The organism is Vulcanisaeta sp. (assembly GCF_049966235.1).
GTDB classification, from domain to species: domain Archaea; phylum Thermoproteota; class Thermoprotei; order Thermoproteales; family Thermocladiaceae; genus Vulcanisaeta; species Vulcanisaeta moutnovskia.
Genome location: NZ_JBMFVA010000001.1, coordinates 14,374 through 27,077 on the forward strand (window position 1 = coordinate 14,374; position 12,704 = coordinate 27,077).

At 41.4% G+C, this 12,704-nt stretch carries 14 protein-coding genes; 6 read left to right on the forward strand and 8 right to left on the reverse strand.

What is annotated here, in order from left to right; all coding sequences use genetic code 11:
* Positions 1 to 41: 41 nt before the first annotated feature.
* From ACP5L5_RS00100 to ACP5L5_RS00120, 5 genes are all read left to right on the forward strand, one after another.
* Entirely contained in the window at positions 42 to 1,151 is a 1,110-nt protein-coding gene (locus ACP5L5_RS00100; protein WP_428760771.1) for an ABC transporter permease, read from the forward strand.
* 6 nt (positions 1,152 to 1,157) lie between these two features.
* The gene (locus ACP5L5_RS00105; protein ID WP_428760773.1) at positions 1,158 to 2,576 is read left to right on the forward strand and encodes an ABC transporter permease; all 1,419 of its coding nucleotides are present in this window, start codon (positions 1,158 to 1,160) and stop codon (positions 2,574 to 2,576) included.
* A 5-nt stretch (positions 2,577 to 2,581) separates the two neighbouring features.
* On the forward strand, positions 2,582 to 3,562 hold the full coding sequence (locus ACP5L5_RS00110; RefSeq protein ID WP_428760775.1) for an ABC transporter ATP-binding protein: 981 nt from the start codon (positions 2,582 to 2,584) through the stop codon (positions 3,560 to 3,562).
* A 72-nt stretch (positions 3,563 to 3,634) separates the two neighbouring features.
* Positions 3,635 to 4,651 carry an ABC transporter ATP-binding protein gene (locus tag ACP5L5_RS00115; protein WP_428760777.1) on the forward strand — a complete coding sequence of 339 codons (1,017 nt, stop codon included), beginning with the start codon at positions 3,635 to 3,637 and terminating at the stop codon, positions 4,649 to 4,651.
* Positions 4,652 to 4,699: 48 nt separating this feature from the next.
* Positions 4,700 to 5,194 carry a flavin reductase family protein gene (locus ACP5L5_RS00120; protein WP_428760779.1) on the forward strand — a complete coding sequence of 165 codons (495 nt, stop codon included), beginning with the start codon at positions 4,700 to 4,702 and terminating at the stop codon, positions 5,192 to 5,194.
* 94 nt (positions 5,195 to 5,288) lie between these two features.
* Here the strand turns inward: ACP5L5_RS00120 and ACP5L5_RS00125 are convergent, their stop codons facing one another.
* From ACP5L5_RS00125 to ACP5L5_RS00155, 7 genes are read right to left on the reverse strand one after another with little or no spacing between them, the layout of a single operon-like run.
* The gene (locus ACP5L5_RS00125) at positions 5,289 to 5,627 is read right to left on the reverse strand and encodes a hypothetical protein (protein WP_428760781.1); all 339 of its coding nucleotides are present in this window, start codon (positions 5,625 to 5,627) and stop codon (positions 5,289 to 5,291) included.
* On the reverse strand, positions 5,624 to 6,220 hold the full coding sequence (locus tag ACP5L5_RS00130; protein ID WP_428760783.1) for an RNase P subunit p30 family protein: 597 nt from the start codon (positions 6,218 to 6,220) through the stop codon (positions 5,624 to 5,626). The genes ACP5L5_RS00125 and ACP5L5_RS00130 overlap by 4 nt, the downstream gene beginning before the upstream one ends.
* Before the next feature lie 10 nt (positions 6,221 to 6,230).
* Positions 6,231 to 6,644, reverse strand: coding sequence for an RNA-binding domain-containing protein (locus ACP5L5_RS00135; protein WP_428760785.1), 414 nt, complete (start codon positions 6,642 to 6,644; stop codon positions 6,231 to 6,233).
* A 26-nt stretch (positions 6,645 to 6,670) separates the two neighbouring features.
* Positions 6,671 to 7,243, reverse strand: a complete 573-nt coding sequence (locus tag ACP5L5_RS00140; protein ID WP_428760786.1) for a 50S ribosomal protein L15e — start codon at positions 7,241 to 7,243, stop codon at positions 6,671 to 6,673.
* 37 nt (positions 7,244 to 7,280) lie between these two features.
* Positions 7,281 to 7,814 (reverse strand): hypothetical protein, encoded by a 534-nt coding sequence (locus ACP5L5_RS00145; RefSeq protein WP_428760788.1) that lies wholly within the window; start codon positions 7,812 to 7,814, stop codon positions 7,281 to 7,283.
* On the reverse strand, positions 7,811 to 8,761 hold the full coding sequence (locus ACP5L5_RS00150; RefSeq protein WP_428760789.1) for a THUMP domain-containing protein: 951 nt from the start codon (positions 8,759 to 8,761) through the stop codon (positions 7,811 to 7,813). The genes ACP5L5_RS00145 and ACP5L5_RS00150 overlap by 4 nt, the downstream gene beginning before the upstream one ends.
* A gap of 57 nt (positions 8,762 to 8,818) precedes the next feature.
* Entirely contained in the window at positions 8,819 to 10,057 is a 1,239-nt protein-coding gene (locus ACP5L5_RS00155) for a M20 family metallo-hydrolase (RefSeq protein WP_428761157.1), read from the reverse strand.
* A gap of 125 nt (positions 10,058 to 10,182) precedes the next feature.
* Between ACP5L5_RS00155 and ACP5L5_RS00160 the strand changes: the two genes are divergently transcribed.
* Positions 10,183 to 11,355 (forward strand): NAD(P)-binding domain-containing protein, encoded by a 1,173-nt coding sequence (locus ACP5L5_RS00160; protein ID WP_428760791.1) that lies wholly within the window; start codon positions 10,183 to 10,185, stop codon positions 11,353 to 11,355.
* A gap of 6 nt (positions 11,356 to 11,361) precedes the next feature.
* On the opposite strand, the gene hemL is transcribed toward ACP5L5_RS00160, so the two are convergent.
* A complete protein-coding gene (hemL, locus tag ACP5L5_RS00165) occupies positions 11,362 to 12,642 on the reverse strand; it encodes a glutamate-1-semialdehyde 2,1-aminomutase (protein ID WP_013603819.1) in 1,281 nt (426 codons plus the stop codon).
* Between the last annotated feature and the right edge of the window lie 62 nt (positions 12,643 to 12,704).

Here is a 12,704-nt window from a genome sequence, read left to right on the forward strand (position 1 = left end):
AGAGAGATAAATTTTTAAATATCACTCGTTTACATTTTTCGATGTCGTTATTAAGGACTTTATCATTAAGGATGGTTAATCTGGTAATATTATTATTAATTGTGTTGTTTATGGTGTCTTATGCCTTATCGGGCCCAGCATCTAAAATATTGGAGCAGCAAATACAACAGGAGGCTAGGGCTATAACCATAAACTTAGTTAGGTCTGGCCATTTTAATTCTACACAGGTGCAAGCCGTATATAATGCCATAGTTAATCAGCTCAGAGAGGCCTATGGGCTTAATCAACCACCGATGATAAGGACGTTTTACGTCATGTATAACATGCTTGTATTTAACTGGGGGTACTCTTATTTTCCCCAGGAATATGGTGTTGCAAGTGGTAAGGTTGTTGATATAATAATGTCGGCGTTTCCGGGCACGATATTACTCGACACTTTTGGCATTTTATTAAGTGCGTTAATTGGTATTGAGATAGGGCTTAGGTCAGCGCTTAGGTACGGATCTAAACTCGATAGGGGCGTTATGTATTATGCCGCTATATCAAATGGAATACCTCAATGGTGGCTTGGTATAGTTATGTTATTAGTTTTCTCATTCTACTTAGGCATGATAAGATCGCCAATACAATTCCCCGCAGGTGGTATCTTGAGTCCTCAGTATTACTCGGTATGGCTGGTTAATCCATTTAAGGTATTTCTTAATTATAAAGCTGTTCTTGACTTACTATGGCATTTAACTCTTCCATTGGCCACAGTATTGATAATAAATGTCGGTGGTTGGGCCTACTTCGCCAGAACTGTCGTACTTAACATATCGCAGGAGGACTTCGTAACCTTCGCTAAGATTAAGGGATTACCTGAAGGTTACGTTGTTAATAGGTACATTCTTAGACCTGCAGCACCCACAATACTAACCAGCATCTTCATTACATTACCATTCATAATATTTGGAGGCTTCTTAATAACAGAGATTGTATTTAGATGGTGGGGGTTAGGTTATGTTTATAACATAGCAATTGTTCAATCACCAACGCCCGATATGCCTATTGTAGTTGCCTTAACGTATGCGTCAACATTGCTATACATAGTAATCATATTCATAATGGAGATACTCTATATAATTCTTGATCCGAGACTTAGGGAGAGGTGATGATTTATGGCGAGGAGGAGAGAATTTCGAATACTAGGAATGACACCTCATGAGATATCTAGGGAATTTTTATCATCGGGTGTGGGTAAGGTGGCACTGACATTCTTCATAATAATGGTTGTAGTATCATTATACGCCCTCATAGTATTACCACCAAATTTCAGTGATATGTGGAATAATCCAAATTATTGGAGGCTGAATCCCCCATACGCGCCTCCAAGCTGGATCAACTCATTCCTTGGCAATGCATATGCACCTCAATTAATAATTGATAATCGTAATTACGCATTTAGTACCAGCTATAGTAATAATATTGAGTACGTAGACGTGTCATTCACCGTTAATTATAATTATAAAGAGCCATGGAGAGAGCTCTACGTAGCCCTAGATAACCCAATAGTTTATGGAAATCAGCCGCCCGTGATAACAATAACCATTACTAGACCGGACGGTAAGGAAATAACCATAGGGCCTTTACCATTAACAAGTAAGGTTACGTCCATAGGAACAACGACACAGGCTATTGGCCAATTAATACAGTTTTATCAAGAGAATTACCAAGCAGGTGATTTAGTGCCTATAGGTGCTTCTGCAACACCCTACATATTTTATAACGTTACTGAGCATAAACTGAGTCCATTGTTTGGTACGTATAAATTCAGTATAACAATTTATGCTTTTCTTACGAACAATTCTAATCCTATAACCAGTAATCAATTAAGGTTTATACTTCAGGGGGATGTCTACGGCCTCATGGGAGCAGACTTTGAGGGACGCGATCTCTGGCTAGGTTTATTAGCAGGTTTTCCGGTGGATTTGGCCGTAGGGTTGCTCTCTGCATTAATAGTAGTTGTGATTTCTATAATGGTGGGTGTAGTCTCAGCATTCTTTGGTGGATTTACAGATGAAATACTTACCAGGGTGACTGACTTCGTGATATTACTTCCCGCGTTCCCATTACTGATAGTATTCTCGGTACTGTTCGGTTGGAACATTTGGGATGCCGTCATCTTCCTAGCCCTAGTGAGTTGGGGCGCTTCAGCAAGGATTGTAAGGGTAATGGTAATGCAGATAAAGACTGCCCAATATATAGAGTCAGCCATAATAGCCGGTGCCAATAGGTTATGGATACTTAGGAATCACGTATTGCCTCAGATAGTGCCTTACGTACTCTACCTACTTGTCACTAATGTACCAGGAGCTATACTTACATTATCGGCTATAAACTTCTTAGGTCTTGCTGGCTCCGAATACCCAACGTGGGGTAACATACTTTATTACGCCGAGGAGTTCGGCGCATTAACATCAGGATATTGGTGGTGGGTAATACCACCAGGTCTTTTGATAGCCTTTGTGGCTGTAGTATTTATAATAACTGCGATAGCAATGGAGCCCATAGTAAATCCAAGACTTAGATATGGGTGATCCGCATGGTGCTCCTCGAAGTTAAGAGAGCTAAGCTCTACTACATGACGACAAAGGGTGTTGTGAAGGCCGTGGATGATGTATCCTTCGAATTGGGCGAAGGAGAAACATTAGCCATAGTCGGTGAGTCAGGTAGTGGAAAGTCAACATTAGCCAAGTTGTTAGTTAGGGTTTGGGAGAGGAATGTGTCACTTGTTGAGGGCGAGGTCTACCTTGATGGTAAGGAAATCCTTCACATATCTGAGGAGGAGTTTAGGAAAGAGGTGAGGTGGAGAAAAATCGCCATGGTGCCACAAGCTTCCATGAATGCGCTCAACCCAGTTATTAAAATTGGTGATCAGATGATAGAACCATTACTACTACAGGGCACTGGTAGGGATGAGGCGCTCAAGATGGCTATGGATGCTCTAGAGGCCGTAGGCCTACCAAGAGATATCGTGAATAGATACCCACACCAGCTCAGTGGTGGCATGAAGCAGAGGGTTATAATCGCAATGTCTATAATGGCTCATCCCAAGATCGTGATACTTGACGAACCAACCTCAGCCCTAGATGTTATAACTCAGGCAAACATAATGAACTTACTCAAGAAACTAAAGTGGGAGTTTAAGTTGTCCTATATATTCATAACACACGACTTAGCCCTGGCCAGCGAGCTTGCTGATTCGGTAGCCATCATGTACGCAGGAAAGCTCGTGGAGATAGGCGGTGCTGAGGATATATACGGTAACCCAAGCCATCCTTACACCCAGGGTTTAATATCAAGTGTGCCGACGTTAAGGGTCGACAAGACATTATCTTTCATACCGGGAGAAGTGCTAAGCCTAATAAATCCACCGCCAGGCTGTAGGTTTCACCCAAGATGCCCATTCTATAAGGATAGAGATTACCTCAGAGGGCTTTGTGATGCCAAGGAACCACCGATGATTGAGCTAAAGGGTAATGCCTCAAGAAGGCACTTAGTGGCTTGTTGGTTATATAAGTAATGTAAGGACCAATAAACTATTAATGCAAATATAGGTTAGCTTTTTAAGATGAAAATAAATGGAGCCTACTGAATGCCTGAAACCTTTGAAGATGCGCCGTGGGTTAGAAAGGATAGTTTGGTCATTGCGCATAGATTAAGGACTTACTACACAATAAAGCCCGGGTTATTGGCTAAACCTAGGTTTGTTAAGGCTGTTGATGATATTAGCCTTAGTATTGATAGAGGCGTTACCTTGGCTGTTGTTGGTGAGTCAGGTAGTGGCAAAACAACATTGGGTAGGACACTTATCAGGCTTTTGAAACCCATATCCGGCGAAATATACTTTGATGGTAAAGATATAACCCGTATGGACGAGGATGAGCTCAAGAGCATTGGGTTCAGGAGGAGAGTAAGCATGGTGTTTCAAGACCCATACTCAAGTCTTAATCCATTCCATAGCATACACTTCATACTTGAGGAACCACTAATGATACATGGAGTACCTAGAGAGGAAAGGGAGGAGAGGATACACGAGGCACTTGAGGAGGTTAAGTTAACGCCGCCTGAGGACTTCATAAATAAGTACCCGCACATGCTGAGCGGTGGGCAGAGGCAGAGGGTTGCTATTGCGAGAGCCATAATTACAAACCCTGACTTCATAGTTGCTGATGAGCCGGTCTCCATGCTCGATGCCTCTATTAGGGTTGAGATATTAACCATACTTAAGGATATACAACAAAGGCATAAGATGGCCTTTATGTACATAACACACGATATATCCACCGCAAAGTACTTCAGTGACTACATATTAATAATGTATGCAGGTCAGTTTGCCGAGTACGGCCCGTTTAGAGACGTCGTTAAAAATCCACTGCATCCCTATGCTCAATCACTCATCGAGGCAATACCAGACCCCGACCCAAACAATAGATTGAGAGAGAGAAAGGTAGCGCCAGGAGAACCACCAAACCTAGTTAATCCACCCAGCGGTTGTAGATTTCACCCAAGGTGTCCGTACGCCATGGACATTTGTAAGAGGCAAGAACCACCGGTTGTTGAGGCAAGGCCTGGCGTATTCGTTAAGTGTTGGTTATATGTTAAACGTTGATTTAATTGGCGAATAGGCTTTTAAAAGATCATTTCCAGATACAATTTAATGGAAATCTCGGGGGAGACCCTTAAGGCAATAATGCGTAATTACCCAACAGGCGTTACAATAGTTACGACAGTATATAATAATGAATATTACGGATTAACAGTAAACTCTTTCACATCACTATCCCTAAACCCACCACTCGTGCTCATAGCAATTGATAAGAGATTACAGAGTCATGAAGCCATAGACAAGTCCAATGTATATGCAGTAAACATACTGCCAGACGATATGAAGGATTTAGCCATAAAATTCGCAACAGCACCCAGGGAGGAAAGATTTAAGGGACTGAAATTAAGAGCCGCAAAGACAGGTGCGCCGATAATTGAGGGCTCAATAGCTTACCTGGACTGTAAGGTTACAGCTAAATACCCAGGTGGTGACCACACAATATTTATAGGTGAAATCGTTGACGCACAAATCTTAAATAACAAGGCACCATTAATATACTACAACAGGGGGTACTATTCAATAGCACAGGCTAAACAATTACCGTAATTCTCTAAGACCATCCAAGGACAAAACCATTTAAACCAATTACTAATTCATAATTATGGTGATGATGGGTATCAAAACAGATTAAGTGATGACCTCACGACGAGCTGAATCCCTCTTGGCTTATGAATTCATTAAATACGTATGGCACTGATGAGGCAATAGCTAATGCCTTCCTCATTGTACCAGTCACCTTAACAGTAATTACTGAAATATCACCATCCCTACCAACCATCACAATGGCAGCCCTTAAATACCTAGTTAAGTTATTTGGAACCTGTAATACTAAACGACCCTTATCCTCATACCTCCTAATCAACCTAAACCCAGAACCAATACTATCCTTACCGGCGAATAACCTAAACCAATTATTTAATTCAATGATTACATTATTAATCGAGTCCCTGGGGTATACATCGATTATTACGTACCTCATAAACACACACCCCTCTTATACACTGCATCAACTAATATTTCACTCGGATAGTCGCTTAGGAATGGCTTTGCATCAACATTAGATAAAACCCTCATTAACTCAATGATATCCCTGGGATTCCTAACATCAGATACCTTACTTATACCCTGGGAGACTACGATTTTAAGGCCATCAATTACAGAGTACTCATTAATAATGTCCCTGAGAAATGCAAGGCCGTGCTCACCATGCCTAATTATGGGGTTGAGAACTATTTCCAGAGCCTTACCTTCATTAGCCATAACCCTGGCCTGCGGTTTAGACGGTAATGCGTTTTTATCAACGTCATTTATGGTTATCAGGTCGATCCTCTCGTCATTAATGAACTTATTAATAACGAACCTATTCCAAGGGATTACGGAGACTATGTCGAAGTTTTTGTGCATGCTTATCTTCCAAGTACTATTCTGCGTAATCACTAATTTTCTAAATATAGGTAATTCCACGATATCGTTACTTCCACCAACTGTAATTGCGACTAGTCCATAACCAAGCCTACTTAGCAATTTAATTAACGATTTATCCACAGAAGCTAGATGCAGTTCCGCAAACATTGGTCAGTAACTATTTACAGATCTCATTAATAAACTGCATAGTATCAACTCCCACAGCTCTGATCCTAAGTCTAATAACGTCATCACCATCAACAATGACTAAACGACCTTTAACGAACTCCTGCTTATCAAACCTAATGAAAATATTCCCAGACGCATCAATCCTATTCGTGATTGTTGATAATAAACTCTCCTTATTTATAAATGACGAACATATAACAGAAATCACATTTCTCACCAACTCTTTATCACTAATAAATGAGTATACCTTATATATGGGGTTTCCGTAATGCCCGTAAAGAACCTCTACAATTATTGGTGCGTTTTCCGTAAGCAGTCTAATTAATGAATCAACAATCTTATCCAAGTCTTCAGTGGCATGAATTATCGTTTCAACCTCAAGCTGTACTGAGTTTAAAGTCATAGGATGAATAGCAAGTATGTTAAACCCTACCGTGCCTGACTCTCACTCTTTGTCTGGGATGCCTTCCTTAATCTCTCAATCAACCTCCTCTGCCTCTCTCTCAATCTTCTCCTCCTACGGCCTTCCCTGTCTTCCTTACCAACAAGCCACGCAAAGTCTGGGTCGCTCTTTATGGCAGGGTGGTTCGGGTCCACAAGTATTACTTCATACCATACATAAGTACCATCCTCGCCGACCCAGTATGAACCTAAAACCTCCATGTTAGGGTACTTCCTAGCAACCCTCTCTTCAGCTATTAACTGCAGGCTTTTACTTGTTGTTATTCCATAAACACCCATCCTCTTAGGCCTCCTACCGCTGTTCGGCCTTCTCCTATTGAACGGCCCCCTCCTAAGCCTGACCCTAACAACTATTATGCCCTGCTTAGCCTTATAACCATACTGCCTAGCCTTGTTAATCCTCGTGGGTTTCTCAACTCTAACAATAGATGGTTCCCTACGCCACTCTATCAATCTCTGCTTCATGATCACGTCCCAAATCCAGCTACTCCTGGCTCCAGCCCACGCCTCAGCTAAATAGTGATAAAGTCCCCTCGCCATCAAGACCAGGTTATGAGTGGGTATTAAAAACATTATGCTAACCAAGCACGTTCTCGCAGGGCCTCCTCAAATCAAGGGCTAAATCCCTCAGGGCATCGCCCTCAATACCACCTTCCTTAAGTGACAACTCTCTAAACGCCACTGAGAGTAGCACTGCAGCATCCATATCCTGATAGGCATTGACCAACCTTATTAACTCATTAAACAAGTCCCTCAACTTCACTATTAAGTAATCACCAAATAGCACGTATTCGTTGCTCATACCGTATAACTCACCTATTAATCGCCTACCCTTATCAGTGACCTTGACCATTAACCTACCGTTTATTGTTCTTAACTCTATCAATCCCTCACTAGCAAGAACACTCAAGTCACTTAGTATGGACTTACTGTTTATTGGCGGTTGCTCGAACACATATCTAACAATATATGATGCCAAGTAAGTTATCAACAACAATCTATATAGACTTATTGATGAACCTCTCGAGTACCAAGCCATAAATAACAACGCATACTTACTAGGAAGCGCCTTGAACCTACCACGCCCTACATTAACCTCCGGGAGCATCATTGATTCATTAACCACGTTGTGTATATAACACTAATGCCGTAAGCCAACGCAATAGTAGTCCTCATAGGATGACCAGTCATGGGCCCAAGCCTGATTTCATACATCGCCCTGCCCCTCAGGTTCAGGCTAACATCATCGTACTCATTACCAAGTATCAAGCCAATCCTCAACCCCTTACTAAATGCCTCCCTACTCACCTCAATCAGCTTCCTCTCATTGTAGTTGGCATGCATTGACAACACAATGGGTATGTCAATGCCATTCAACGCCTCATCAATATTCACAATCCTAACCCTAGGTAAGGAACCAAGTCTCAAAGCTCTAAACGCCCTATCAACAATTAATGGATTAGTTATTAACCTAATCTCAATACCTAATGCATGACTTAATTGTACTAGATCCATCGCTTCGTAAACCTCCTTAGGACCATCAACAATACCAACCACACGATTCACCCAATCACTCGGTATTGTCTCCCTCCTCTTACGGAATAAATCTCTTGTTGAATGAGCAACTATGAAGGAGTCATCCCTAACCTCAACATACACTATGTAATCAGGATCCTCCAAATCCACCCTAGCGAACTGAGCAAGGTATTCACCAAGCTTTTTTGCAAGCTCGATACTAGTCACTGGGTACTTCTTATCCATCCTTCTAACAACGACCTTAAATGTACCATCTCCATTACCAATAAGGCCCAGCAACGTCTCTTTAGCCACTACGAATAGGGTATCTAGGTCCCTACTAATTATTTGATCTATTATCGATATATGACCAACATAGTTAATATCCCTAAGCATTGTTAGAATATTTGTATCGCAATCGCTCAGGTCAATAATACATTTATTACGACCACACTCAACGATTTGACCACAGTTAATCCTAGCTAGTAAATCGTATGGGTTTATACTCCTTGCATATGGTTCAAGTGTTATTAAAGCCCTCATTTTTACCTACGGTTAGGTTAGAGAATTATGGATTTAAAAGGGTATGGATCGTACTTACTATGGTTCCGTAAATAATGACACCACTACAGTCTTTATGTCATTTATAACATCAGTAAGGAGCACATGCTCATCAGGTGCATGAGCCGTTTCCTTGGAGGTCATCCAAACGGCCACGGGTATACCTCGGGCCCTTAAGTAACGTGCGTATGTACCACCACCGATACCCATTAACCTGGGCTCTAGTCCTCTGACAACTCTTATTGCCTTAGATAGTCTCCTAACAATCTCACTATCTGCACTGGTTGGTTGCACGGGATCATCCCTACTAATAACCTCAATATCGACCCTACAACCATGTGAACTACAGTAATTACTTGCCGTATCCTTAATAACCTTAAGAACATCATCGATGTTGTACTTAGGCAATATCCTACAGTCAATATAGAATACGTGCCTACCGGGTATTGTGTTTACATTCCCTACATTAGGTTCTACCTTAGTTGGTTCAAAGGTCGACTTCGGTGGTATGAATAAGGCATCCTCATGGTTAAACGTTTCGTGCAACTTCCTGTCTATTTCGAGCGTTAATTCACTACCAAGCCTATAGGCATTGAGGCCAAGCTCAGGGAGCGAGGCATGTGCTTGCTTCCCGTAAACAGTCACTTTAACCCAAAGTATTCCCTTCTCGGCAATCTCTATCATTGTGCCATCAGCATTACCAGCATCAGGCACAACAACTAAGTCCCTACCTGTTATTAGATTCGGCTCCTTATCAATAACATACCGAATACCGTACTTACTATTAACCTCCTCATCACTTGCCAGTATAAGTCCATAGTTAATTGGTGGCTTAATACCAAGCTCCCTAAGCACCTTACCAACGGTGATTCCCATGACTATTCCCTGTCCATTATCCTCAACACCCCTGCCATAAATAGTATCACCAACCACCGTGGCCTTAAATGGATCATAACTCCACAAAGACCTATCACCCTCGGGCACAGTATCCATGTGTGCAATAACCCAGTAGGTCCTTGACATATCAAGCCCTTTTATCAGGGCTACTATGTTCGGCCTTGAACCCCTACTAACCCTGTTATCAGAAGCCTCTACAACCTTAACCTCATCAAAGTATTTTCTAACCACATTCAATAGGTAATTAGCCCTATCCCACTCACCATCACCTCCATTCTCAGGAGCTAGTGCCTTTATTGGTATGAATTCCTTGTATAGTGTGATTACGAAATCTCTTTGATTGTCAGCGTATTTCAGTACCTCGTTTAAATCATTTACCATACCCACGGAAAGCTAAAACTAGGGCTTATTATTTAGTTTTTATGTTATGTTTAGCGTTGTTATTTTACGTTGTCACCTGAAACAATGCTTAAATTAGTATTATATTTAATGCTTGATGATTATGAATGGTTAAGGTTAAGGCATTGGTAATGACTTATCGGGATTACGACCTCAATACATTAGCTAAGGCCTATTTCACAAATGATGAATTAGTTAAGTTGTATAAATTCTATGACTCAGTAATAGCACTAGAGACTTGCAACAGGATTGAGTTTTACCTAGATGGAGATGAGGATGAGGATATACTAATTAAGTTAATTAATGAGAAGGCTGGGATTAAGCCTAGGATTCTCTATGATTTAGATGCCGTTAAGCATTTATTATTAGTAACGGCAGGCCTCGACTCAATGTTTTTAGGAGAAAGGGAGATACTGTCCCAGGTTAAGAGGGCTTATGGTGTAGGTAAACCGTCATTAAGGCTAAGGATATTGTTTGAATCAGCAATTAGGTTTGGGGAGAATTTTAGGCGTAAGTATGATCTTTACGATATATCATTCGTGAAGTTCCTGTCGGACTACATAATAAGGAGTATAAGTAAGGACAGTAATGTACTTATCATTGGTGGTGGTGAGGTTGCCAGGGGTATTGCTAGGGAGCTTATTAAGAGCGGTTATAGTAACATAACAGTCATAAATAGGACTCTGGATAAACTTAGATATGAATTTGGAAACTCAATAAGGCTATTGGGTCTTGAATCATTAATGAGTGAATTAACGTCTAATAAATACGACATACTAATTACTGCAGTGTCAGTACAATCACCACTAATTAACCTCAATGCAACTGACTATTCACTGCCAAACCTGGTAATTGATGTTTCAACTCCAAGTGCCATTAAGGTGCAGGGCAACGGTCATGTCAGGATTATTAGGCTTGAGGATTTAAGGGAACCCTATCTAAAGTATGTTAATGGTAGGAGCAATATAATGGAGAAACTGTCGGAGATCAATAATGAGACTGAGAGAATAATGAGATTAATTATGCGTAGTGATGCTGATGAGGTAATTAGGGATGTTATGAGGTTTGTTGAGAATATCAGGGAGGAGGAGGTTAAGGAGGCGCTAAATGCATTAAGAAGGAGTGATAATGTTGAGGCCATTATTGATGCCATGAGTAGGTCCTTGGTTAAGAAGATCATGCATAACTATTTAGAAAATATGAGGAGATACGCGGAAGTAGGTGATGAGACTACCGTTAAGAAATTAAGGAGTTATTTAATGGAAGTAGTAAAGGAATAATGACAATTAGACCTGCTTAAGGACCTTAGCAGCATCCTCCATGTGTCTTAATGTCTCCTCAATTATTTCAGTGGTATGGCTTGAACTCGTGAAAACAGCCTCAAACTGGCTGGGCGCTATGAAGATTCCACGCTTCAATAACTCCTCGTGGAGCTTAAGGTACTGCTTTGCATTTGATTTACTGGCTGTTTCATGGTCAATAACTTCACCCCTAGTGAAGAATACCTGTAACATGGTTGGTACCCAATTAATCACATGGTCAATACCTAGTCTACTAAGTATGTCATTAAGCCCTTCAGCTAACCTACGTGATGCGTTAATAGCAATATCATAGGCATTCGTGGTTTCAAGAACCTCTATAGTGGCTAACCCAGCAACCATTGATATTGGGTGTCCATTAAATGTACCGGCATTAAAAACGGGGCCCTTTGGTGATAATAATTCCATTATTTCATCACGAGCGCCCACAGCACCCACTGGGAATCCTCCGCCAATTATCTTGCCCAGTGTAGTTATGTCGGCACTAACGCCGTAATATCTCTGAGCACCACCAAGGCCAAGTCTATAGCCAGTGACCACCTCATCAAGTATTAATAAGGCTCCGTACTTATCCGCGATTTCCCTAAGTCCCTTCAGGAAACCCTCCCTGGGTGGTATTACCCCATAATTAGCCATTACAGGTTCAACAATTATTGCGGCAACATCATTACCCTCGTTCCTCATTATTCCTTCCACACTATCTAAATCATTGTACTTAGCCACAAGAGTTAATTTAGCTACATCCTCAGGTACTCCGGCCGATGAAGGAGTTCCAAAATGCGCTGCCGCACTACCTGCCTTAACTAGCACGTAATCAATGGCACCATGATAACAACCCTCAAACTTCAATATCTTTCTGCGTTTAGTATATCCACGTGCTAACCTAATCGCTGCTGAGACGGCCTCACCACCACTATTAACAAACCTAACCTTCTTTATACTTGGAAAATGAACCACTATTTTCTTCGCTAGCGCTACCTCAACCTCCGTTGGTGCTCCATAAAGCCAGCCTTTGCCTAGGTGCTCCATCACTTGCTTAACAACAGGCTCTGGGGAGTGACCGAGAATTAATGGACCGTAACCAAGCACGTAATCTATCAATCGATAACCATCCACAGTAAAGAGATATGGACCCTTACCTTCCTTCACAAAGAACGGGTATGGCTTAATCGCGGCCCTAACAGGACTATTAACACCACCAACAAGAACCCTCTGTGCCTCTCCATATAACCTACTGGACTCACTCATCAAGTTCCTAAATTAATTGCCCCATTAAGCTTTACTTCCCTAGGATCATAAAACTTTAAAGA